The sequence below is a fragment of the Maricaulis sp. ABE4_448 genome (assembly GCF_056160825.1).
Genome location: NZ_JBSWXX010000001.1, coordinates 965839 through 987016, shown reverse-complemented (window position 1 = coordinate 987016; position 21178 = coordinate 965839). Strand labels below are relative to the sequence as shown.

General features: G+C 64.6%; 22 protein-coding genes. 10 read left to right on the top strand and 12 right to left on the bottom strand.

The window, feature by feature from the left end; genetic code table 11:
- Window positions 1-119: 119 nt before the first annotated feature.
- Window positions 120-455: an energy transducer TonB gene (locus ACXAJV_RS04700; RefSeq protein ID WP_475082483.1), complete on the bottom strand. Its 336-nt coding sequence runs from the start codon at window positions 453-455 to the stop codon at window positions 120-122.
- A 329-nt stretch (window positions 456-784) separates the two neighbouring features.
- Between ACXAJV_RS04700 and ACXAJV_RS04695 the strand changes: the two genes are divergently transcribed.
- Window positions 785-1852: a malate/lactate/ureidoglycolate dehydrogenase gene (locus ACXAJV_RS04695; protein WP_475082480.1), complete on the top strand. Its 1068-nt coding sequence runs from the start codon at window positions 785-787 to the stop codon at window positions 1850-1852.
- 46 nt (window positions 1853-1898) lie between these two features.
- Here ACXAJV_RS04695 and ACXAJV_RS04690 read toward each other — a convergent pair whose 3' ends face one another.
- Window positions 1899-2324 (bottom strand): organic hydroperoxide resistance protein, encoded by a 426-nt coding sequence (locus ACXAJV_RS04690; protein ID WP_475082477.1) that lies wholly within the window; start codon window positions 2322-2324, stop codon window positions 1899-1901.
- Window positions 2325-2479: 155 nt separating this feature from the next.
- On the opposite strand from ACXAJV_RS04690, the gene ACXAJV_RS04685 reads away from it, so the two are divergent.
- Complete coding sequence (locus ACXAJV_RS04685) at window positions 2480-2950, top strand: MarR family winged helix-turn-helix transcriptional regulator (RefSeq protein WP_475082475.1); 471 nt, start codon at window positions 2480-2482, stop codon at window positions 2948-2950.
- Here ACXAJV_RS04685 and ACXAJV_RS04680 read toward each other — a convergent pair whose 3' ends face one another.
- From ACXAJV_RS04680 to ACXAJV_RS04660, 5 genes are all read right to left on the bottom strand, one after another.
- Window positions 2951-3445 carry an acyl-CoA thioesterase gene (locus ACXAJV_RS04680; RefSeq protein ID WP_475082472.1) on the bottom strand — a complete coding sequence of 165 codons (495 nt, stop codon included), beginning with the start codon at window positions 3443-3445 and terminating at the stop codon, window positions 2951-2953. It lies immediately after the preceding gene.
- 274 nt (window positions 3446-3719) lie between these two features.
- Window positions 3720-5147: a dihydrolipoyl dehydrogenase gene (lpdA, locus tag ACXAJV_RS04675; RefSeq protein WP_475082469.1), complete on the bottom strand. Its 1428-nt coding sequence runs from the start codon at window positions 5145-5147 to the stop codon at window positions 3720-3722.
- Between the two features lie 12 nt (window positions 5148-5159).
- The gene (locus tag ACXAJV_RS04670) at window positions 5160-6416 is read right to left on the bottom strand and encodes a dihydrolipoamide acetyltransferase family protein (RefSeq protein ID WP_475082467.1); all 1257 of its coding nucleotides are present in this window, start codon (window positions 6414-6416) and stop codon (window positions 5160-5162) included.
- A gap of 1 nt (window position 6417) precedes the next feature.
- Window positions 6418-7431: an alpha-ketoacid dehydrogenase subunit beta gene (locus ACXAJV_RS04665; protein ID WP_475082464.1), complete on the bottom strand. Its 1014-nt coding sequence runs from the start codon at window positions 7429-7431 to the stop codon at window positions 6418-6420.
- Between the two features lie 3 nt (window positions 7432-7434).
- Window positions 7435-8664, bottom strand: a complete 1230-nt coding sequence (locus ACXAJV_RS04660) for a thiamine pyrophosphate-dependent enzyme (RefSeq protein ID WP_475082462.1) — start codon at window positions 8662-8664, stop codon at window positions 7435-7437.
- Window positions 8665-8852: 188 nt separating this feature from the next.
- Here ACXAJV_RS04660 and ACXAJV_RS04655 point away from each other — a divergent pair, with 188 nt between their 5' ends.
- Window positions 8853-9332 carry an Lrp/AsnC family transcriptional regulator gene (locus ACXAJV_RS04655; RefSeq protein WP_271185685.1) on the top strand — a complete coding sequence of 160 codons (480 nt, stop codon included), beginning with the start codon at window positions 8853-8855 and terminating at the stop codon, window positions 9330-9332.
- A gap of 34 nt (window positions 9333-9366) precedes the next feature.
- Here the strand turns inward: ACXAJV_RS04655 and ACXAJV_RS04650 are convergent, their stop codons facing one another.
- Window positions 9367-9942: a TetR/AcrR family transcriptional regulator gene (locus tag ACXAJV_RS04650; RefSeq protein ID WP_475082460.1), complete on the bottom strand. Its 576-nt coding sequence runs from the start codon at window positions 9940-9942 to the stop codon at window positions 9367-9369.
- 47 nt (window positions 9943-9989) lie between these two features.
- On the opposite strand from ACXAJV_RS04650, the gene ACXAJV_RS04645 reads away from it, so the two are divergent.
- Both ACXAJV_RS04645 and ACXAJV_RS04640 read left to right on the top strand, forming a co-directional pair.
- Entirely contained in the window at window positions 9990-10361 is a 372-nt protein-coding gene (locus ACXAJV_RS04645; RefSeq protein ID WP_475082458.1) for a hypothetical protein, read from the top strand.
- A 15-nt stretch (window positions 10362-10376) separates the two neighbouring features.
- Window positions 10377-10748 carry a hypothetical protein gene (locus ACXAJV_RS04640; RefSeq protein ID WP_475082456.1) on the top strand — a complete coding sequence of 124 codons (372 nt, stop codon included), beginning with the start codon at window positions 10377-10379 and terminating at the stop codon, window positions 10746-10748.
- Window positions 10749-10815: 67 nt separating this feature from the next.
- Here the strand turns inward: ACXAJV_RS04640 and ACXAJV_RS04635 are convergent, their stop codons facing one another.
- The gene (locus ACXAJV_RS04635) at window positions 10816-12006 is read right to left on the bottom strand and encodes a thiolase family protein (RefSeq protein ID WP_475082454.1); all 1191 of its coding nucleotides are present in this window, start codon (window positions 12004-12006) and stop codon (window positions 10816-10818) included.
- A 116-nt stretch (window positions 12007-12122) separates the two neighbouring features.
- On the opposite strand from ACXAJV_RS04635, the gene ACXAJV_RS04630 reads away from it, so the two are divergent.
- From ACXAJV_RS04630 to ACXAJV_RS04620, 3 genes are read left to right on the top strand one after another with little or no spacing between them, the layout of a single operon-like run.
- A complete protein-coding gene (locus ACXAJV_RS04630) occupies window positions 12123-12551 on the top strand; it encodes a CPBP family glutamic-type intramembrane protease (protein WP_475082451.1) in 429 nt (142 codons plus the stop codon).
- A 31-nt stretch (window positions 12552-12582) separates the two neighbouring features.
- Entirely contained in the window at window positions 12583-13407 is an 825-nt protein-coding gene (locus tag ACXAJV_RS04625) for a hypothetical protein (RefSeq protein WP_475082449.1), read from the top strand.
- Between the two features lie 45 nt (window positions 13408-13452).
- Window positions 13453-13635 carry a hypothetical protein gene (locus tag ACXAJV_RS04620; protein ID WP_475082446.1) on the top strand — a complete coding sequence of 61 codons (183 nt, stop codon included), beginning with the start codon at window positions 13453-13455 and terminating at the stop codon, window positions 13633-13635.
- A 3-nt stretch (window positions 13636-13638) separates the two neighbouring features.
- Here the strand turns inward: ACXAJV_RS04620 and mnmA are convergent, their stop codons facing one another.
- From mnmA to flgK, 3 genes are read right to left on the bottom strand one after another with little or no spacing between them, the layout of a single operon-like run.
- Window positions 13639-14856, bottom strand: coding sequence for a tRNA 2-thiouridine(34) synthase MnmA (mnmA, locus tag ACXAJV_RS04615; protein WP_475082444.1), 1218 nt, complete (start codon window positions 14854-14856; stop codon window positions 13639-13641).
- 57 nt (window positions 14857-14913) lie between these two features.
- Window positions 14914-15828 carry a flagellin gene (locus tag ACXAJV_RS04610; protein WP_475082442.1) on the bottom strand — a complete coding sequence of 305 codons (915 nt, stop codon included), beginning with the start codon at window positions 15826-15828 and terminating at the stop codon, window positions 14914-14916.
- A gap of 14 nt (window positions 15829-15842) precedes the next feature.
- Window positions 15843-17984, bottom strand: a complete 2142-nt coding sequence (flgK, locus tag ACXAJV_RS04605; protein WP_475082440.1) for a flagellar hook-associated protein FlgK — start codon at window positions 17982-17984, stop codon at window positions 15843-15845.
- Between the two features lie 505 nt (window positions 17985-18489).
- On the opposite strand from flgK, the gene ACXAJV_RS04600 reads away from it, so the two are divergent.
- Both ACXAJV_RS04600 and ACXAJV_RS04595 read left to right on the top strand, forming a co-directional pair.
- Window positions 18490-20409, top strand: a complete 1920-nt coding sequence (locus tag ACXAJV_RS04600; RefSeq protein WP_475082437.1) for a flagellar hook-length control protein FliK — start codon at window positions 18490-18492, stop codon at window positions 20407-20409.
- Between the two features lie 13 nt (window positions 20410-20422).
- Complete coding sequence (locus tag ACXAJV_RS04595; protein WP_475082435.1) at window positions 20423-21100, top strand: flagellar hook assembly protein FlgD; 678 nt, start codon at window positions 20423-20425, stop codon at window positions 21098-21100.
- Window positions 21101-21178: the final 78 nt, after the last annotated feature.

Here is a 21178-nt window from a genome sequence, read left to right as displayed (position 1 = left end):
TTACGGTTAATGCCCCCGATAAAAAGATACGGCGACGCTACAGCGCCGCCGTAAATGAATTCTTATTCTTGTGAGCGCTCTCCGGTTCTACCGCCGGATGGCGCAGTATTTCTTTATGCTCAACCGCCCAGGTTGAAGTCGAAGCGCTGCTGCACGCCTTCGGAAGCGGCCGCAGACGGCGCATAGGCCCAGCCTTCGATGGCGCGCAGAACGGCGCGGTCAAACACGCCTTCCGGGCTTGCCTCGACGACCGTGGCGTTCTCGACGGCGCCTTCGGCCGAAACCGTGTATTCGACAACCGCATAGCCCTCGATCCCGCGGCGTTCGGCACCACGCGGATATTCCGGTGCCTCGACCTGGGTGCGCTCGCGATCGTCCTGTGCCAGTGCCGGAGCCGCCGTGAAAGCCATCGCCGTCATTGCCGCCGCCAGAAACATGGTTCCCGTCTTTTTCATCGACATACCCTTCATCCAGTTCTTGGTTCGAGGCGTTGCCCGGGATTTTCCCCGTGTTCGAACGCCTGTTGATTTCGTGCGGACCCGTTCTGTCCGACGGGATGCAGAATGACTGAAACCGGTTGCCAAACGCTTAAGTGCGATTCGATTTTTTGAGTGGTTGGGAAATTTTTTTATCTATTTAATTCAGAGACTTATGTGTTGTAAATTTGAAGACTTGGTTACTTGTGCCAAAACGCGACATGTCTTCGCCGGATTCTTCGTAAACATCGGATTAACCGCAAAGACACAATTCGATCCTTCCTGGCCGCCTGAACAGGACCCCTTGCATGACCCCCACCGACCGCCGCATCGACGCCGACACGCTGACCGGATTTCTGGCGGCCGTACTGACGGCAGCCGGAGCCCGCAAACCCGACGCCGATTGCGTCGCGGCACATCTGGCCGATGCCAATCTGAAGGGCCATGACAGTCATGGTGCCGGCCTGCTGCCGGTCTATGTCCACCATATCCGCAAGGGCCAGGTCGACACCGAAGCCCGCCCCGCCACGCTGACCGACACGCCGGTCCTTCTGCGCGTCGACGGGAATGGCAGCTGGGGCGCACCGGCCGGCTTCGATCTGATCGAGCAGGCCGGACAGAAGGCCAAGGCCGGCGGGCTGGCGGCGGCGACGCTCGGAAATGTGCATCATCTCGGCCGCATCGGCGCCTATGGCGAACGCGCCGCGGCGGCCGGGCTGGCCTCGATCCATTTTGTCAGTGTCGGCGACCACGCGCCGCTGGTCGCCCCCTTCCGCGGCTCCGACGCCCGGTTCGGCACCAACCCGGTCTGCATCGCCTTCCCGGCGACCGAGAACCGTCCTGCCTTTGTACTGGACATGGCGACGAGCCGGATCGCGCTGGGCAAGGTCCGGGTGGCGGCCAACAAGGGCGTCGCACTGGCCCCGGGCAATCTGATCGACGAGACGGGGCGTCCGACGACCGATCCCAGCGGCATGGCCGGTTTCGAGCTGAAAGGCGCGCTGACGCCAATGGGCCGCCATAAGGGATACGGGCTCGCCTTTGCCTGCGAGATCCTGGGCGGTGTGCTTTCGGGTTCGGGTACGATCCAGCCGGGGCGCGAGCGGCGCGGCGGGCTGCGGAACGGCCTCTTCTCCATCCTGATCGATCCGGCCGCCTTCGGCGACACGTCCTGGATGGAGGACGAGATCGAGGCGCTGGCCGATTATGTCCTCGCCTCGCCGCCGATGGACTGGGACAGCCCGGTTCTCTATCCCGGCGATCCCGAGCGCGCCGCCGAGGGCAAGCGCCGCCGCGAGGGCATTCCCGTGGACGACACCACGATTGCCCAGCTGAACAAGTCGGCCGAGATCGCCGGCTGCCCGGAGCGGCTCTAGGACAAATGCTCCTCCGCGCCCTGCAAGGCGCGAAGGAGCATGCCGGTCAGGCCAGGCTCAGCCGGACGTCCACATTATTGCGGGTGGCGTTGGAATAGGGGCAGACTTGGTGTGCGGCGTCGACCAGCGCCTGCGCCGTGTCGCGCTCCAGGCCCGGCAGGTCGACCTTGAGATCGATGTCGAGGCCGAACCCGCCCTCATCTCGCGGACCGATGCCCACCGTCGTCTCGACCGTCGCCTCGGCGGGGACTTTCGTGCCGACCTTGCCAGCCACGGCTTTCATGGCGCCGATGAAGCAGGCCGAATAACCCGCTGCGAACAATTGCTCCGGATTGGCGCCCTCGCCACCCGCACCACCGAGCGCCTTCGGCGTCGCCAGCTTGAACTTCAGCGTCCCGTCGAGGGTTTCCGCCGTACCGTCGCGGCCGCCGGTGGCCCGGGCCGTCGTCTTGTATGCAACCTTTACAGACATTGTGCGTCCTTCCTGATGAGCGGCCTCGCGGCCAGGCAATTTTTACACGATTAAATCGTGCACGATGTAAATGGGAAGCCGATGCCCCGTCGTCAAGCGCTTGCGATCATATCGCGCACGACTAAATTAGTGTGGTTATTCCAGCGAGACCCGCAATGCCCCAAACCCCTGCCCCCGCCATCTTCCCGGAAAAGATCCGGCTGAATGATCTGGTCTGTTTCGCCGTCTATTCGGCGAACAATGCCTTCAACCGTTTCTACAAGCCGATCATGGCCGAGCTGGGTCTGACCTATCCTCAATTCCTGGTGCTGACGACGCTGTGGGAAGAAGACGGCCAGGGCGTCGGCCAGCTGGGCGAACGGCTCGGCCTGGAATCCAACACACTCACCCCGCTGCTCAAACGCATGGAAGCCGCCGGCGTCATCGAACGCCGCCGCGACAAGACCGACGAGCGCCGCGTCACCGTACAGCTGACGCCGTCCGGCCGGGATCTGGAAGCCAAGGCCGGCGCCCTCCTCGCTTGCGTTCCGGAATCGACCGGCATGACCAGGGACGAGCTGGTTGAACTCAGATCGGCGGTCGAACGCCTGCGCGACAATCTCGCCTGCGCCCGCGACAGCGACTGATCAGCTGCGCTCCAGCCCGTGCAGGGCGAAGGTGTCGAGAATGTCCTCACCGATCCGTTTGGGACGGCGGGTGTCGCGATCGATCAGGCACCATTCCGTCGTTGCGCGGGCGGAGAAGCGTTTCGCGCCGGGTTTGCGGATATCGACATGGCGGTCGAAGCGCGGCCCGTGGATGCGGCCCAGCCAGGTGCGGATCTCGGCCGTCTCGCCGGGCTGGATGGCGTCGCGGTATTCGATCGTGTGCTTCAGCGCGATCCAGATATCGTTCTCGATCATCTCGGGCATGGCGACGCGGTGCCAGTGGGTGATGGCAATGTCCTGCACCCAGCGCAGATAGACGACATTGTTCACATGGCCCAGCTCGTCGATATCGCCCGGACCGGGCACGACGCGGCGCATCAGCGCCGTCTCGAAGGAGACACAGCCCAGGCCTTCACCCTCGACCGCCTGTTCCGGACCGATCACCCCGGCCAGCGAAATCCTGCTGTCATCCATCCCGCCCTCCTTCGCAGGCGCACAATATATGGATGGCGGCGTGGCAGGTGAAGGGGGTGCGTTTCCTCCCCATTTCATGGGGAGGGGGACCCGCCCCCGGGCTTGGCCGTAGGCCAACCCGAGGACAGGCTTCACGGGGGAGGGGCCGCCGCGGCACGCGGCGGAATGGCGGAGCCAAGCTCGATCGCTGCCCTCCGGCGCTTCGCGCCGCCCCTTCGACCCGATGCTGCGCATCGGCCCTCTTCCCCACTGGCGTGGGGAAGAGAGTGCGAACCTATTTCGGTGCGGAAATATGGATCGGATGCCCCAGCGCGGTCAGGGCGGCCTCGGCGAAGCCTTCGGTCAGGGTCGGGTGGACGTGGATCGTGCCGGAAATGTCTTCCAGGCGTGCGCCCATCTCGACCGCCAGCGCGAACTCGCCCGACAGCTCGGAGACGTGCGTGCCCACGGCATGAATGCCCAGGATGACATGATCGTCCTTGCGCGCGGTGACGCGGACGAAACCGCCATCCGTGCCGGCATCCATGGAGAGATAGCGGCCCGAGGCGGCCAGCGGGAATTTGCCCGTGATCACCTCTTCGCCCTTCGCCTTGGCTTCGTCCGGCGTCAGGCCGACACCGACGACTTCCGGCTCGGTGAAGCAGACGGCAGCGATCGCTACCGGGTCATGGACCCGGCGCTGGCCGGCGATGATCTCGGCGACCATTTCGCCCTGGGCCGTCGCCTTGTGCGCCAGCAGCGGCTCGCCGACGACATCGCCGATGGCATAGACGCCGCGCATGCCGGTACGGCACTGGGCGTCGACCTTGATGAACTTGCCGTCCATGTCGAGACCCATATTCTCAAGGCCCCAACCATCGAGGCACGCCTTGCGGCCGACGGCGACGAGGATCTTGTCGGCCTCGATCGACCGGGTCTCGCCCTTGGCGTCCTCATATTCCAGAACGGCCTTGCCGCCCTTTGTCTCGGTCACGCCCTTGGCCTTGCACGACAGGTGGACATCCACCTTGTGCTTCTTCAGCCACATCGTGATCGGGCGGGTGATTTCCTTGTCATAGAGCGGCAGGATGCGGTCCAGCGCCTCGATGAAGGTCACTTCGGTGCCCAGCTTGCGATAGGCGATGCCCAGTTCCAGGCCGATATAGCCCGCACCGACAACGACAAGCTTTTCCGGACGCTCGGTCAGATCCAGCGCCTGGGTCGAACCGATCACCGACTTGCCGAACGGCATGAAGGGCAGTTCCACTTCCACCGAACCGGTGGCCAGGATCACATTTTCGGCCGTGATCTCGACCTTTTCGCCATCCTCCTGCGTGACGATGCAGGTCTTGGCGTTGGAGAATTCGGCCCAGCCGGCGATGTGCTCGGCACCGGCGGCCTTGATCAGCTGCGCCACGCCGCCGGTCAGCTTGGAGACGATACCGTCCTTCCAGCCCACCAGCTTGCCCATGTCCAGCTTGGGCGCCTCGGAAAGCGAGATGCCGAAACGGTCGCCCTTGGCGGCTTCGGACATATGCTCGAACTCGGTCGCCGCATGGATCATCGCCTTGGAGGGGATGCAGCCGCGATTGAGGCAGGTCCCGCCCAGACCGTGCTTGTCGACAATGATCGTCTCGAGGCCCAGCTGGCCGGCGCGGATCGCAGCCGGATAGCCGCCCGGGCCACCACCGACGACGAGGACCTGGCAAGTGCGTTGTTGCATGGCGTGCGCTCCCTAGCCCATGAACAGGGTGGCCGGGTTCTCCAGGAACCCTTTGACCCGCTGGATCAGCATGGCGGCGTCATAGCCGTCGACGATACGGTGGTCGAAACAGGATGACAGGTTCATCACCTTGCGCGGCACGACCTGGCCGTCTGCGTCATAGCGCGGCAGGGTCTGCATCTTGTTGACGCCGATGATGGCGGTTTCCGGCGCATTCAGGATCGGCGTGGTGACCAGACCGCCGATCGCCCCCAGCGAGGTGATGGTGATGGTCGAACCGGTCAGCTCGTCCTTGGTTGCCTTGCCGTCCTTGGCCGCCTGGCCGAGACGGCCGAGCTCGCTCGCGATCTGCCAGATGTCCAGGCTTTCCGCGTGCTTGATCACCGGCACCATCAGACCGTTCGGCGTCGCCGCGGCGATGCCGCAATGGATGGCGTCATACTTGGTCAGCACCATGGCCTCGCCATCGAAATGGGCATTGGCCTGGGGCGTGTGCGGCAGGGCCCGCGTCAGCGCCATCACGAGGAAGGGGATGAAGGTCAGCTTGGGCTGGTCTTCGCGGCGGGTATTGTTGAGATGCGCCCGCAGCTCTTCCAGCGCGGTAACGTCCATCTCCTCGACATAGGCGATGTCGGGGATGGTGCGCTGGGCGCGCGACATATTGTCGGAGATGCGCCGGCGCAAGCCGATCACCTTCTCCTCGGTGACACCGGTCTGCGGCGCACGGATCGCCGTGCCGCCCCCGCCGGACTTGGACGCCAGACGCCCGCCGGACTTGATGAAATCGTCCAGATCCTCGTGCGTGATGCGGCCGGCCGGCCCCGTGCCCGGCACCAGGCCGAGATCGATATCCTTGTCCAGGGCGCGCTTGCGCACGGCCGGGCTGGCCAGCGGACGCTCGCCGGTCATGCGGGCAGCCACGGAGGGCGCCGCAGCGGCCTGTTCCGGCTCGACCGGCTTTTTCGGCTCGGGCCGGGCCGGGGCTTCCGGTTCCGGCTCTTTCGCCTCGTCCTCGGCCGGAGCCGCGCCTTCGGTGGCGATGAACATGATCTCGGTGCCGACGGCGATAACATCGCCCGGTGCCCCGACCAGCTTGGTGACCGTGCCGTTCACGGCGCAGGGGATTTCCACCGTCGCCTTGTCGGTCATCACATCGAGCACGTGCTGGTCCTCGGAGACGGTGTCACCTTCCTTGACGTGCCATTCGACGATCTCGGCCTCGACGATCCCTTCGCCGACATCGGGCATCTTGTAGCGGTATTCGCTCATCTTAAGCCTCCAGAACGGCGTTCATCGCATGGATGAAACGCTCCGGGCCCGGGAAGTAGGACCATTCATGCGCGTGCGGGTAAGGCGTGTCCCAGCCGGCAACGCGCTGGATCGGCGCCTCGAGGGCATAGAAGCATTCTTCCTGGATCTGCGCGGCCAGCTCGGCTGCGAAGCCGGAGGTGCGCGGCGCTTCCTGGGCAACGATGCAGCGGCCGGTCTTGTTGACCGAACGCGCGATCGTCTCGATGTCGTAGGGGACCAGGGTGCGCAGATCGATGACTTCCGCATCGACACCGGCCTTTTCGGCTGCCGCCTGGGCGACGAGCACGAGCGTACCATAGGTGACGATGGTCACGGCATTGCCTTCGCGAACCACATCCGCCTTGCCGATCGGCACGGTGTAGTGGCCCTCGGGCACCTCGCCCTTGGGATGTTTGCCCCAGGACGACAGCGCGCCGCCGGAATGCCCGTCGAACGGACCGTTATAAAGACGCTTGGGCTCGAAGAAGATCACCGGATCCGGGCTTTCGATGGCCGAGATCAGCATGCCCTTCGCGTCATACGGGTTGGACGGCATCATCACCTGCACACCGGGGATGTGGGTAAAGAAGGCTTCCGGGCTCATCGAGTGGGTCTGGCCGCCGCGGATACCGCCGCCGCAGGGCGTGCGGATCACGACCGGTGCGGTGAACGTGCCGGCCGTACGATAGCGCAGGCGCGACAGTTCCGACACGATCTGGTCGAGGCCGGGGAAGATATAGTCGGCAAACTGGATTTCCGCGACAGGCTTGAGGCCGCGCGCGGCCATGCCGATCGCCATGGCGACGATGGCTGCCTCGTTGATCGGTGCGTCGAAGGAGCGGTCGAGACCGTATTTCTTCTGCAGGTTCGCCGTGACGCGGAACACGCCGCCGAAATAGCCGGCATCCTCGCCAAAGCTGACGACGTCGCCATCGCGTTCCATCATCACGTCCAGGGCCGAGTTGAGGGCCTGGATCATGTTCATCGTGGCCATGTCCTAGACTCCCAGATCCTGGCGCTGGCGGCGCAGGCGCCAGTCCTGTTCGGCGTAAACATCCTCGAAGATGGAATTGACCGGCGATAGCGGGCCGTCATGCAGCGTGCCATGGCTTTCCGCTTCCTTGTAGGAGGCGATCACCAGCTCGTTCTGTTCCTTCTCCAGCGCGGTGTGACGCTCCTCGTCCCACTCGCCCAGACCGATGAGATGGTTCTTCAGACGCGCGATCGGATCGCCCAGCGGCCAGATCTCGTTCTCGCCCTTGGGGCGGTAGCCGGACGGGTCGTCCGAAGTGGAGTGCGCGTCGGCGCGATAGGTGAAGGTCTCGATCACCGTGGCGCCATGACCGGCACGGGCGCGCTCGGCAGCCCATTGCGTGGCGGCATAGACGGCGAGGAAATCATTGCCGTCGACCCGCAGCGAGGCCAGGCCATAGCCCAGCCCCTTCAGCGCAAAGCTGGGCGACTGACCGGCGGCGATGCCCTGGAAGGTCGAGATGGCCCACTGATTGTTGACGACATTGAGGATAACCGGCGCCTTATAGGTCGAGGCCAGCACCAGCGCGCCGTGGAAGTCGCCCTCGGCGGTCGAACCCTCGCCGATCCAGCTCGCGGCGATCTGCTTGTCACCCTTGTACTGGCACGCCATCGCATAGCCCACGGCCTGCGGGAATTGCGTCGCCAGATTGCCGGAGATCGAGAAGAAATTGCCCTCGGCCCAGGTGTAGTGCACCGGCAATTGCCGGCCCTTCAGATTGTCCCGGCTGTTGGAGATGCAGTGGCACATCATGTCGACAATGTCGCGGCCGCGCGCAAACAGGATGCCCTGCTGACGGTAGGACGGAAACACCATGTCGCCCTTGTCCAGCGCCATCGCGCCGGCGACAGCCACCGCCTCCTCGCCCGTCGACTTCATGTAGAAGCTCATCTTGCCCTGGCGCTGCAGCTTCAGCATGCGGTCGTCATAGGCGCGGGTGAGCATCATGTGGCGCAACCCCTCGCGCAGCACGTCCGGCTGCAGCTTGGGATCCCAGTCGCCGACGGCCTGGTGGTTGTGATCGAGCACACCGATCAGGCCGAGCGCCAGGTCGCGCGTCTCCATGCCCGCGACGGACGGGTCGGGACGCGGCGCCTCACCGGCAGCCTGCAGGTCGAGATGGGAGAAGTCGGGCGTGTCGCCGGGCCGGACATGAGGCGCCGGAACATGGAAGCGGGGTTCGTCTTGTGCCATGGGCTCTCGCTGAACTGATGGGGCGTCTGGGCCCCGGCAATCGCCGCGATATACTGGCTCGCGAGCGCGAGACGGCGTCTAACGCGGATGGACAGGTCTTGTCTACCGTTGGAATGCGGCGCCATTTCGGGGTTCGCAAGTGCAATATATTGGATTAATTTCGCAGAAATCCATGGTTTGAGGAAATAATGACTGCCACTCTCGACACGATTGATGTCCGCATTCTGGAAGCCCTGCAGGAAGACGCCGGCCGCTCGGTCGCCGATATCGCCGAAATCGTCGGCCTGACACCCTCCCCTTGCTGGCGCCGGATCCGGCGGCTGGAGACCGAGGGCATCATCAAGCGCCGCTCGGTCCAGCTCGACCGCCGCGCCATCGGCCTGATGTTCACCGCCTATCTGGAAGTGAAGATCCAGCCGGCCCGCAAGGCGAATTACGAAAAGTTCGAAAGCGCCATCCAGTCCTTCAAGGAAGTCACCGAGGCCGCCACCATGACCGGCCCCTATGACTACCTGCTCAAGGTCGTTACGCCGGACATCGATAGCTATAACGACTTCATGTACGAGAAGATGATCCCGCTCGACGTGGTCGGCGATTTCCGCACCTCCGTGCAGATCCGCAATGTGAAGGAAGGCCGCGGCCTGCCCCTCAACCATATCGAGGACTGAGCCGGCCTTCGCCAGCGCAGCATGGCCCTGAGGGTCAGCGCCGGGCCAGGTGTGGCAGGACAACGGCGCGGTAGGCGCGTTCGATCTCCGCGTCCAGCGCGTCGGGAACAGGCTCGCCCGGCATGTAAAGCTTCACGGCGCCCAGGGGAAAGCCGATCAGGCCGAGCCGCGCGATGTCCATGGGCAAGCCGGTGTGGCGACAGAAAGCGCCGATCGCCGCCATCACCCGGTCATTGACCGAGGCGAGCTCGGCCTGCAGCGCCTCCGGCGTGTCGTCCGACATCAGCTCGCTGCGCCGGCAGCACACAAGGATGACCGCCTTGTCCGGCTCGTCGCGGCAAAAGCGCGGCGTCTCCAGCGCCGCTGCCAGCCCCGGCACATCGCCGGGCTGGTCGAGCGCGGCGAGAAAGCGCGCATGGAACGCGGCCAGCGTGTCCAGCCAGGCGCGCGCCAGCAGACCCTCGCGCGAACCGAAACGGTGATAGAGCGAGCCGATCGACACGCCGGCCTCCTCCACCACACTCTGCATGCGCATCTCACCGTCACGCACCAGCATGCGGCCAACCGCCGCAAACACATCATCGTCGGAGAATGTTGACCGCCGGCCCATATTAGAACAATATTTCTAGAACAATTTTTCCAATGCGAGTCACTATCATGCCCCTCCTGCTCTGGCTAGCGGCCGCCACGGCCCTGCTCACCACCCTGATTCACACATTCGCTGGCGGCCGGGAAGTCGCGCGACCGCTGCTCGACAGCAACGCCCTGCCGCCAGCCTCGAAATGGCTGAACTATTATTGCTGGCACATCACCACCGTCCTGCTCGCCTTCATGGCCGCCGGCTATGCCCTCGCTGCCTGGGATGCGGACTACCGGCCGATCGCGCTTTTCCTGACGCCACTGTGCGCCGCGCTGTGTGTGCTGAGTGCGGCCGTCGCCATGAAGGGCGGCATCGCACCGCTCAAACTGCCCTCCACCAGCCTCTTCGCCGCCACGGCCGCGCTTGGCGCGGCCGGCCTGGCATTTTAGCGGGGGCCACAAACAATGCTTCTGATCGCCGCCGCGCTGACCGTGCTGATCGGTCTCTATCACTCCATCGCCGGTGAGCAGCGCCTTGTCCGGCCCCTCCTGGCACTGGACACCCTGCCGCGCCTGCGTGGCGGTACCGACTTCACACGGGCGCTGATCCGCACCGCCTGGCATATCACCACCCTCGCCTGGTTCGGACTGGCGGGCATTCTCGTGGTGATGGACGGGCAGAGCGGCGCCGGACGGACCGCCGTTCTGGGCATTATCGCGGCGGTGTTTGCTGTCAGCGGAGTAGCGGCCCTGGCTCTCGGACGCGGGCGGCACCCGGCCTGGCTGGCCTTCCTGCCGATCGCCGGCCTGTCGGGCTTCGCCGCCCTTCAGGGCTGACCCGCCCCAAAAAGAAAGGGCGCAGCCAGCCGGCCGCGCCCTTCTTCGTTCCAGTCTCTCGAAACGCTTACACCATACGCTCGACGGCCATGGCGGTTGCTTCACCGCCACCGATGCAGAGCGAGGCAACGCCCTTCGTCTTGCCGGCCTTTTCCAGCGCCGCCAGCAGCGTCACCATGATGCGGGCGCCGGAGGCGCCGATCGGGTGACCCAGGGCGCAGGCGCCGCCATTGACGTTGATGATGTCGTGGGAAATGCCCAGCTCCTTCATCGCGATCATCGGCACGACGGCGAAAGCCTCATTGATCTCCCACAGATCGACATCCTCGACCTGCCAGCCGGCCCGCTCGACGACCTTGCGCATGGCAGGCACCGGCGCGGTGGTGAAATAGGCCGGCTCGTGGGCGTGGGCCGCCGTCGCGACGATACGGGCGATCGGCTTGATGCCGCGGCGCTCGGCTTCGGACTGGCGCATCATCACCAGGGCTGCCGCACCGTCGGAGATGGCCGACGCATTGGCCGCCGTCACCGTACCGTCCTTGGAGAAGGCCGGACGCAGGGACGGGATTTTCTCCGGCATCGCCTTGCGCGGCAGCTCGTCGGTATCGACCGTCACATCGCCCTTGCGGGTCTGGATCGTTACCGGCGTGATCTCGCGCTTGAAGTCGCCGTCCTTGGTCGCGCGCTGGGCGCGGGCCAGGGTTTCCAGAGCGTAGGCATCCTGCTGTTCGCGGGTGAACTGGTGTTCTTCCGCGATCATGTCGGCATAGACGCCCATCGGCTTCTTCTCGTAGGCGTCCTCGAGACCGTCCTGGGCCATGTGGTCCTTGATCGTGTCATGACCGTATTTGAAGCCGCCGCGATGCGTGGGCAGCATGTGCGGGGCGTTGGTCATCGATTCCATGCCGCCGGCGATGATGATCTCGGCATCGCCCGAGGCAATCGCAGACCGGCCCATGATCGCCGCCTGCATGCCCGAACCGCACATCTTGTTCAGCGTGGTCGCCTCGACGGATTTGGGCAGGCCGGCCTTGATCGCGGCCTGGCGCCCCGGGGCCTGACCCTGGCCGGCCATCAGCACATTGCCCATCAGGATCTGGTCGACATCGTCGCCGGCGAGACCGGCCTCTTCCATCGCCGCCTTGACGGCAATCGCACCGAGTTCGTTGGCCGAAAGCGGCGCCAGCTCACCCAGCAGGCCGCCCATCGGGGTGCGGGCCATGCCGACGATGACAATGGGATCGTCGCTAGCACTCATTTCGTGTCTCCTCAGGGGTTGGTTTCGTCTCTAGTCTGGCGCGCATGATCGAAAGATGCGGCACAGCGTCAAGCATTTTCGCAGATGCAACATCGGCAGTCCGGACCTGGCCGCGATTGTCCGACTGGGGACAATCCCTTCTGCTGTTTGGCGTTTTCGCGCTCATCGCTGCCTATGTGGGGCAACATGAATCACTGTTCAAGTTTTCCCTGACCGATGAATGGGCGCCATTCATCGCCGTTGCAGCAGCGGCAATCCTCGTTCCGTCACTCGCCGAAGAGATGGTTTTCCGGGTCCTGCTGGGCGGCCGGACCGGCTGGCTGAGAGCTGGAATTGCCATCGCCGCTTTCGTGCTCTGGCACCCCGTGCAGGTCTGGCTCGGCCTGCCTATGGCCCAGCCGGTTTTTCTGGAGCCGGGCTTCTTGGCGATCGTGGCGCTGCTGGGACTGGTGTGTACGGTGGCCTGGCGAACCAGCAGATCGGTCTGGCCCGCCGTCTTGATCCACTGGCTGACCGTGGTGGCGTGGAAAGGGGGCGCAGTTTGACGAATCTACCCCTGGTTGCTATTGCCGAACAATGTCGCGTACACTTGCATTCTTCCTTTCAGCACTGGCCGGTATCATCGTCTGGATCGGGCAAGTCGACGTCTTCGTTCCGGCGGCGTCTGACGATACCGTCCTATTCGGCATCTCGACCAATGCCTTGATCAGCTTTGCACTGATACTCTCTGGCACGATGATCGCGGCCATTCTCATCCATGTTCTCGAAACACGCTTCGAGCGTGACCCCTATCGCAAATACCGGCTCATCCGAGAGGATATTCATCTGATCCTCTCACACTGGCGAGACGACCTTCTTCGCCCAAAACAGCGAAAGACCCAGAAATTTCACCAGAAAATGATCGAGGAATTGCTACGATCTATCGGGCGCACTTTAGACAAGGGGCTACCCGGAGCCGACTTCCAACTTTCCATCATGGTGCCCAGCAGAACCGAGGAGAGCACGCTGGAAATCGGATATGCGTGCCGCTCTGACGGTGGGCAGATGATTTCATTCACGCAAGGCCGCAAGTTTCAAAAGGGCGAGGGCTATTGTGGCACAGCTTGGTATGAGATGGCCCCACAATCGGGCAACGGTCGAGCACGCTGGCTCGTGCTGAAAGACCCGCGATACTATGTAGCAAGACCTCCCGGGCACCGTGACGAGGACAAATCCTACTTCGCAGTTCCCATCCCCTCGCCAGCCCACCACGACAGCGAAATTCTGGGTGTGCTTTCAATCGATTCCACCAACGCCCAACACTTCCTCCGCGGTAGCAAGAATGCGGTTTTCCTTAAACGTCTCTTCACCCCCATTCTGGGTATCCTCATATACCATCTGGAGAGCGCCAAAGAAGATTGAGCAGGAGCCCGGATCAGCTCATAATTAGTCATCGGAGAAAGATCGATGGTCGAAAAACCCAATTCCGACCCTTCTTGGGAAAACCACATTCAGACCCAGCTCAAACAGCCGCGGTCGGATATTGCACGCGAAATAGAAGCGCTCTTCGTGGGGCTGGGCTTGAAAAAGCAGACACGCGATCTCGTGCTCAAGATACGCTTCGGCGATCGGGTAAAACTCCTCGCCTAGACCTCACCCGATCAACCGCACACCCGTCCCGGCATTCCCCCGCCCGCTCGTCGATGCAATCCAGCCGCCGCCCAGCACGCGGTCCTCGTCATCGCTGGAATAGAAGACGCAGGCCTGGCCCGGCGCCACGCCCTCCTCGCCCTTGGCAAGGACAACGCTGACGGTGTCGCCATCGACCGCCAGGGCGGCCGGTACGGGCGGCCGCGTCGAGCGGACCTTCACGCGCACGGGCGCGCCATCCGACAGGGCGTCATCGCCCAGCCAGTTGATCTCCTTCAGGCCGATCGTGTCGACTTCCAGCGCCTCGCGCGGGCCGACGATCACCTGCGCCTTTTCAGCGTCCAGCCGCACGACATAGAGCGGGTCGCCCAAGGCAATGTTCAGCCCGCGGCGCTGACCGACCGTGTAGCGGATCACCCCGTCATGCGTGCCCAGCACCCGGCCGTCGACATGCACGATCTCGCCCGGACGCGAGGCGCCGGGACGCACTTTCTCGACAATGTCGACATAACGGCCCTGGGGGACAAAGCAGATGTCCTGGCTGTCCGGCTTGTCGGCGACGACGAGGCCGAAGGCCTCAGCCAGCTGGCGCGTCTGGTCCTTGTTGAGATGACCCAGCGGGAAGCGCAGGAAGTCCAGCTGCTCGTGCGTGGTCGCGAACAGGAAGTAGGACTGGTCCTTGCCGGCATCGGCAGCCCGGCGCAGCTCCGGCCCGTTCGGGCCGGCCACGCGCTGGATGTAATGCCCGGTCGCCATGCAGGCCGCACCCAGCTGGCGGGCGGTGTCCAGGAGGTCGGCAAACTTGACCGTCTGGTTGCAGCGCACGCAGGGGATCGGCGTGTAGCCGGCCAGATAGGTATCGGCGAACTCCTCGATCACCGCCTCGCGGAACCGGCTTTCATAATCGAGAACATAATGCGGAAAGCCGCAGGCTTCGGCGACGCGCTTGGCGTCGTAAATGTCCTGACCGGCACAGCAGGCGCCCTTCTTCTGGATCGCGGCGCCATGATCGTAGAGCTGCAGCGTCACGCCGACGACGTCATAGCCGGCGCGGTGCAGCACGGCGGCCGTGACGGAACTGTCGACGCCGCCGGACATGGCCACCACGACGCGATGGTCTGCCGGGTTGCCGCCCAGTCCCAGCGGATCGCCGGACAGGTTGAATTCAAAAAGCAGTGCATCGGCGCGCGCCAGGGCGTCGCCGGAAACCAGCGTGGTCATTCTTGCGCCTCCAACGGGGTCAAGGCCCGGAGCAAACGGTTATCGATGGCACGCTGTTTATCGCAGATAGTTCAGCAGCGAAACCTGGCTCAGCGAGGAGAAGGTCGCTGCGGAGACCTGCACGGCCGTCTGGGCCTGCTGGAAACGGGTCGCCGCCTCGGCCATGTCGGCGTCCTCGATGTCGGAAATCATCAGGGTGATGAAGTCCTGGCGCTCCACATGATTGGTCTTCAGATTCTCCACATGCGCCTGCCGCGTGCCGTTCTCGCCGACGCGGGCATGCAGATTGTCCAGCGCAGACACGACATTCTGGATCTCGGTCTGCAGGAAGGCTTCCTGCGCCGCAGAAAGCGGGCTGGCGAAGGGACCATTCGGTCCGGCGTCGAAATCGGCGATCCGCTTGAAGGACGCCATCACATCGCCGCCGACATCGCTGGCCAGCATGCCCACCTCGATCGAATAATTCTGGTCGAGCTGGACCTGCGGCTTGCGGTCATTGTTCTGGAAGGCCTCGTCGGCATTGCCCATGGGCACAAGGTCCGACAGGTCCGAAATCCCGACCGACGGCACATCGGCGCGCGTACCGCTGAACAGATAGGTGCCGGCATGCTGCGTGTTGAGCGCGTTGGTGACCTCATAGAAGGCCTCGCGCGTCTGCTGCATGATGTAGTCGCCTTCCTTGGTGGTGATCGCAAGGCGCAGGCTGTTGGCGGCATCGGCGATGTGTTCCAGCGCCGTGTCCTGGGCGGCCAGCCGGGTCTCGGTGCGCGTCGCGGCTTCCTCATAGCTCTTGGCCTGGGTTTCCGCGGCGCGGGCGGCCGACAGCATTTCGGCCTGGTAGCCGACCCCCTTGAGGTCTTGAACCAGCTTGCCGGTCGTCAGCTGCTGCTGCGCCTCGAACATCTGCTTCTGGGCCTTCATCAGGTCCATCAGCGCCGACTGGTTGGCGGCATAGGTGGAAATCCGCGTCATGGGTTCAAAACCTCCTAGACGATATTCAGGAGAATATCGGTCATTTCCTTGGCGGCCTGCAGCATGCGGGCCGATGCGTTGTAAGACGTCTGGAAGCGCGTCATCGCGGCGAGTTCCTCGTCGAGATTGACGCCTTCCACATCGGTGCGTTTCTGGGCCGCGGTTTCACGCAGAACGGCCGCCGATCCGGCGACACTCTCGGCGCGCGAGGCGCGCGAGCCGACTGCGCCGGCCATGCGGGAGGCATAGTCCTGCAGGCTCACCGTCGTGCGGTTCAGCGAACCGGCCGCATCGAAGACGCGGGGATTGGTCAGCGCGCTCTGCAGCGCGATCCCGCCGCGATTGTCGCCCGCCGTCACGACGACATCGCCGACAACCGTCGCACCATCGATATCCAGCTGGGCCAGGGCGAGGCGCGAGGCATCCGACCGGATCGCCGGATCGACCTCGAAGCTTTCCGAACGTCCGGCACGGGCTTCCAGTCCGACGCCGAAGATTTCCGAGAAGGCGTGCCCCGACCCCGGCCGCGACGTGCTGTCGCCGGTCAGATTGACGTCGAAGGCCTCATAGCCGGCATTCGGCGTCGAGGTCAGTTCGCCATTGGTGTCGAGGCTGAAGGTGACATAGCGGCCGACACCCGTCGTGGTGTTGTTCAGCGCCGTGATGATGTCGTTGAAGCTCTGGCCGGCGACCATCGGGATATCGACTGTGGAAACCCGGTCTCCCGCCGCCGTCTTCACTTCGAAACTGATCGTGGAACCGCCGACAAACCCGTGCAGTTCGGCGCCGGTCAAGCCGGTCTCGAAAAAGCCGGGCTCATTCGACCGCACGACATCATTGAGACCGAAGAAGTGTGCAAAGCCGCGGCCGCCGCGATCGCTGGGATTGGCGTCGTCCTGCAGGGTGGCGATGCCGTTGGCCGCGGCATCCGCGGCGATGGTCAGCTGGCCATTGGCAAAACTGGCCGAGCCGACACCGCCCAGCGCCGTGTCGATCGCCGTGGTCAGGCTGGCCACCGTGGCACCGATCGGTGCGGCCGGCCCGCCATCGACCGACAGCGTGCCGGCGTCGAAATCGATATCGACGCGCCGCACCAGCGTGCCGGTATTGTCCGTCACGGCCAGCGTGGTCGCACCTGAGAAATTGTGCAGATCCGTGCCTTCCAGACCGGTATTGCGACCGCTCAGCGTCTGCGGCGGCGGATAGGCAGTGGCATTGTTGTGCGCCGCGTTCAGCGCGTCGGCCGCGCCCGAGGTCAGTTCGGCCAGCTCTTCGGCCATGGCGGGCAATTCCTTGTCCCGCATGTCGATGAGCGCGCGCAGCTCGCCGCTGGTGATATGGCTGTCCAGCTGTTGCGCCGTGCCGCCATTGGGCGGCTGAACGAAAATATTGCCGTAGTCGATGCCATAGGCACCCGTGCCGCCGGCATCATAGCTCAGCTTGGCCGGGTAATTGTCGAGCAGCAGCACACCATCGCCGGTGCGCACCACGACCCGGCCGTCGGGCTGATAGTCGGCGCGCACATCCATATATTGCGACAGCTCGTCGAGCAGTTCGGACTGACGGTTCTCCGCGCCGGAGGTGTCGCCGCCGGATGTGGCGAGACTCTGGACGCTGGAGTTGAGCTCGTAGAGCTCGTTGATGATCTCGTTGACCCGCGTAACATTGGCATTGATCTTCGAGTCCGACTCCAGACGGTAGCTCCGGATTTCACCGGACAGGCGCTTGGCCTCGTCGAAGAAGGATTGCAGGTCGGAAGCGGCCGACAGTCGTGCCACGGCCAGGGTCGGGTCGACACTCGCCTGCGACAGGCCCGAGAAAGCCGCATTCATACGCGAAAACAGAGAGCCGGCATCGTCCAGCTTGCCGAACTGCGCCTGCACCCGGTCCAGCATTTTCGCGCTCAGCTCGGCCGCACCGGCATCGCTGATCGCCCGCAGGGATGCGGTCTGGAGGTGGCGGTCGACGATCCGGTGGATGCCGACAACTTCCACGCCCATGGCCACGCCGCCGACATTGCGCGCCTGCAGCAGCGCTTCCGTGCGGGCATAGCCGGGCGTGTTGACATTGGCGACATTGTTGGACGTGGCGCGCAGGCCGGCCTGGCTGGCCGCGAGGCCTGACAGCGCATTTCCGAGAATTCCGTTCAGCGACATGTTCCGCTCCCTGCGCGCAGGCCGATCCAGTGGGCCGGGCGGTCAATTCTGCCGCCGGCACGGCAAGCCTTGCCGGGTCGCCGGGGGCGGCGCACACCGTGTTCAAGCCAAGCTGCCATCACGTAACCCATTGCGATATTTCGACCTTTACGCATTCGATCTCTTCAGCGGCCATCCGCGAGACGGATCGGCCTGCCCCCGACGTCGCAAGCGGCGGGCCAGTTTTCGGATTGCCTGACCGGGGCCTGTCCGGCACTCGGGAAACCGTGTCGGGAGAACAGGAACGCGCCCGCGCGCGAGGCCGGGCGGGTATGTGAGGCGCAGACCGGCAGCTTCGGCCCACCACCGGGAAAGTTTCGCCGGGCAGAAGCGGTCCGGACGACCGGTTACCGGGAAATTAATGCATATTTTCTAATAGTTAGGGCAAATCGAAACTGGCACACCCCTTGCGACCGGATCAGCAAGCCAGGCGCGGATGGCGCCGCAAGAACAAGATGGACCGGACATGCAATCGGGTTTCCCCACTGCCAACCTCCCCCGGAGCGCCGACACGGCGGCCGCGGTCGATCGCCCCAACGCGGCCGGCCGGCCGGCCGGCGATGCAGGCCGCCGTCTTGATGATGCCGACGCCCCCCGCGACAGTGCCTTCTCCGACATGGTCGAGACGGCACGCAGCACGGAAGAGACCCCGGCCCGCAAGCCCGCCGGTCTTGCAAAAACCGGCACGCACACCATTCCCGGCGACACCGCCAGCGTCGGCAATGCGCCTGCCTCGCGTCAGCCTGCTCCCGCATCTGCGACCGATGCACCATCTGATGTTCAGGACATGATAGCGGCCAGCCAGAAACCGGCGCAGGGCAAGTCCGCAGCGCCGCAGCCCGCCCCGCAAAAAACTGCCGCTCAGCCGGTGGCTCAGGGTGCACAAGCGGCTTCGACCGGGACCGCCGGAACCGCGCCGGCAGCAGCATCGGCAGCAGTATCGGGCGGCACGGTTGCGCCCGCACGGGCAGCAGACGTCACAGCACAAGCACCGGACGGAGCAACAGCCGCGGCCACCCGCGCTGCAGCCGCATCCACAAAGGTGCAGGACGGCGCAGCCGAAACGTCCACGACCGCAGCACCGGCGAAGAGCGCCGGCCAGATGTCCTCGTCTACCGTGACAAACCCGGCCCCGAACAGCGCATCGGAGTCGCAGCCGGACACCGCGGCGGCTGACCCCGCACCCGAGCCGGCCAGGCAGGTCTCCACCGCCTCGGCCCCGGAGGCGGACGCTGTCAGCAAGCCCGCCAGCACGGTTTCGTCCGCTCCGTCCGCTCCGTCCGCTCCGTCCGCTCCGTCCGCTCCGTCCGCTCCGGACACATCCGGCACCACCCCGGGCAAGCCGGTCCAGACCGCCAAGGCCGGCCTGCAATCAGCCACGCCCGCCCAGCCGGCTGCCACATCTGCATCGACATCCAAGAATGCCGAAGCGGCAGCAGCCACGAGGCCCGGCATGCCGGCAGGCACGCAAAACCAGGCTACAGCCACCCAATCCCCCGCAGCGGCCACCACAGTTGCAACGGCCAATGCGACGCCGCAGCCCGGACAGCCCCCCGCTCCGCTGCGCGAAACATCGCACCGTCCGGCGATCCTGGAGACCGGCGGCAATCCGGCATCCGCCAGATCGTCGAACGGCAAGACCGAGGCTCCGGCTGGCCAGCGCGTTTCGGTCACGCCGGCCGAGCGGGGTTCCGCTCAGTCGAGTACCACAGCCGGTAGCGCCAATGTCACCCCAATGTCGGCGCAACGCGACCCGAACGCACCCGCTATGTCACCGCTGATGCAGGCTCTTGCACAGCCTGCGGGAACCGCTGACCCGGCCCCGGTGCAGCCGCTCGAGATCAACGCCGATGCCGCGCAATCCGATGCCGAGATCCAGCTGAACCGGGCGGGCGATGTCCGCGCGCCCGCGGATCGCGCCGGCGCCAATCTGCCGCGCTTTGCGCCGCATACAGCCCAGCACCTGGCCGGACAGATCACGCGCCAGTTCAACAATGGCCAGCGTGTCTTCGATATCCGTCTCGACCCGGCCGAGCTGGGCAAGGTGGATGTGCGCCTCGAGCTGCGTGCTGATAATCGGGTCCACGCCGTTCTCTCGGCGGAACGTCCTGAAACGCTTGCGGAATTGCAGCGCGCCGCCCGGGATCTGGAGCGCAGCCTCAACGAGGCTGGCCTGGAGCTGGCCGAAGAAGGGCTGACCTTCCAGATGCGTGACGAAGGCGGCGACACCCCGGGTTCGCAGCGCGACCCGTCGGCAACCAACATGCCGATCTTTGCCGAGGGCGGCGAGATCGGGCTGACCGAAGAGGCCACTGCGCCGGTGGTCCAGCAATCGAAATACGGTTTCCTGCTATCACGCCGGAGCGGCGTGGACATGCGGGTCTAAGGGAGACACGAGAATGACCGAAGTCACGAGTGCGACCCAGGCAAGCCCGTCGCTTGTCAACTCGCAGACGGGCCTCGCCGACAATTTCGAGATGTTCCTCACCCTGCTCACCGAGCAGATGAAGAACCAGGATCCGCTGAACCCGCTGGATTCAACCCAGTTCGTGAACCAGCTGGTCGACTTCTCGAGCGTGGAACAGCAGATCGCCCAGAACCAGAATCTGGAGAGCCTGCTGATCCTGCAATCGGCCGCCGCCCAAGCAAACTCGGTCGGCTATATCGGCCGGGTCGCCATGGCCGACACGCCCATGGCCTATATGGAAAATGGTAGCGCCAACTGGGAATACATCCTGCCCGACGACGCCGAATCCGTGACGCTGGTCATCAAACAGGGCGAGCGTATCGTTGCTCGCTCGACCGGCGAAGTGACGGCCGGTTCTCACGAGTTCGAATGGGACGGCAAGAGTGAAAGCGGTGCCGATCTGGAAGATGGCGTCTACACGCTGGACGTGATCGCCACGAATGCAGATGACGAGACTGTCCCGGCCGAAATCCGCGCCTCGGGCCGGGTAACGGGCGTCGACATGTCCGGCAGCGAGGTGATTGTCCAGATGGGCAATATCAGCGTGCCGCTATCCTCCATCCTGGCTGTTCGCGAAGACGGGTCGGCGACGGTCGACGACATAATCTGATCAGGCAGAACATAATTGAGCAGGCCCGCCGGCCTGACGGGCCGCCAGAAGGCAGCCTCAACCAACGCAGCAGAAAGC

Excerpts from the sequence above, each read along its gene's own strand:
- ACXAJV_RS04690 (WP_475082477.1), bottom strand. The coding sequence starts at position 2,324 with ATGTCTGTAAAGGTTGCATACAAGACGACGGCCCGGGCCACCGGCGGC.
- lpdA (WP_475082469.1), bottom strand. The coding sequence starts at position 5,147 with ATGCAACAACGCACTTGCCAGGTCCTCGTCGTCGGTGGTGGCCCGGGC.
- ACXAJV_RS04670 (WP_475082467.1), bottom strand. The coding sequence starts at position 6,416 with ATGAGCGAATACCGCTACAAGATGCCCGATGTCGGCGAAGGGATCGTC.
- ACXAJV_RS04620 (WP_475082446.1), top strand. The coding sequence starts at position 13,453 with ATGGTCGAAAAACCCAATTCCGACCCTTCTTGGGAAAACCACATTCAG.
- ACXAJV_RS04645 (WP_475082458.1), top strand. The coding sequence starts at position 9,990 with ATGCCCCTCCTGCTCTGGCTAGCGGCCGCCACGGCCCTGCTCACCACC.
- ACXAJV_RS04685 (WP_475082475.1), top strand. The coding sequence starts at position 2,480 with ATGCCCCAAACCCCTGCCCCCGCCATCTTCCCGGAAAAGATCCGGCTG.
- ACXAJV_RS04640 (WP_475082456.1), top strand. The coding sequence starts at position 10,377 with ATGCTTCTGATCGCCGCCGCGCTGACCGTGCTGATCGGTCTCTATCAC.
- ACXAJV_RS04655 (WP_271185685.1), top strand. The coding sequence starts at position 8,853 with ATGACTGCCACTCTCGACACGATTGATGTCCGCATTCTGGAAGCCCTG.
- flgK (WP_475082440.1), bottom strand. The coding sequence starts at position 17,984 with ATGTCGCTGAACGGAATTCTCGGAAATGCGCTGTCAGGCCTCGCGGCC.
- ACXAJV_RS04660 (WP_475082462.1), bottom strand. The coding sequence starts at position 8,664 with ATGGCACAAGACGAACCCCGCTTCCATGTTCCGGCGCCTCATGTCCGG.
- ACXAJV_RS04680 (WP_475082472.1), bottom strand. The coding sequence starts at position 3,445 with ATGGATGACAGCAGGATTTCGCTGGCCGGGGTGATCGGTCCGGAACAG.
- ACXAJV_RS04595 (WP_475082435.1), top strand. The coding sequence starts at position 20,423 with ATGACCGAAGTCACGAGTGCGACCCAGGCAAGCCCGTCGCTTGTCAAC.
- ACXAJV_RS04610 (WP_475082442.1), bottom strand. The coding sequence starts at position 15,828 with ATGACGCGGATTTCCACCTATGCCGCCAACCAGTCGGCGCTGATGGAC.
- mnmA (WP_475082444.1), bottom strand. The coding sequence starts at position 14,856 with ATGACCACGCTGGTTTCCGGCGACGCCCTGGCGCGCGCCGATGCACTG.
- ACXAJV_RS04625 (WP_475082449.1), top strand. The coding sequence starts at position 12,583 with ATGTCGCGTACACTTGCATTCTTCCTTTCAGCACTGGCCGGTATCATC.
- ACXAJV_RS04695 (WP_475082480.1), top strand. The coding sequence starts at position 785 with ATGACCCCCACCGACCGCCGCATCGACGCCGACACGCTGACCGGATTT.
- ACXAJV_RS04700 (WP_475082483.1), bottom strand. The coding sequence starts at position 455 with ATGAAAAAGACGGGAACCATGTTTCTGGCGGCGGCAATGACGGCGATG.
- ACXAJV_RS04600 (WP_475082437.1), top strand. The coding sequence starts at position 18,490 with ATGCAATCGGGTTTCCCCACTGCCAACCTCCCCCGGAGCGCCGACACG.
- ACXAJV_RS04665 (WP_475082464.1), bottom strand. The coding sequence starts at position 7,431 with ATGGCCACGATGAACATGATCCAGGCCCTCAACTCGGCCCTGGACGTG.
- ACXAJV_RS04635 (WP_475082454.1), bottom strand. The coding sequence starts at position 12,006 with ATGAGTGCTAGCGACGATCCCATTGTCATCGTCGGCATGGCCCGCACC.
- ACXAJV_RS04650 (WP_475082460.1), bottom strand. The coding sequence starts at position 9,942 with ATGGGCCGGCGGTCAACATTCTCCGACGATGATGTGTTTGCGGCGGTT.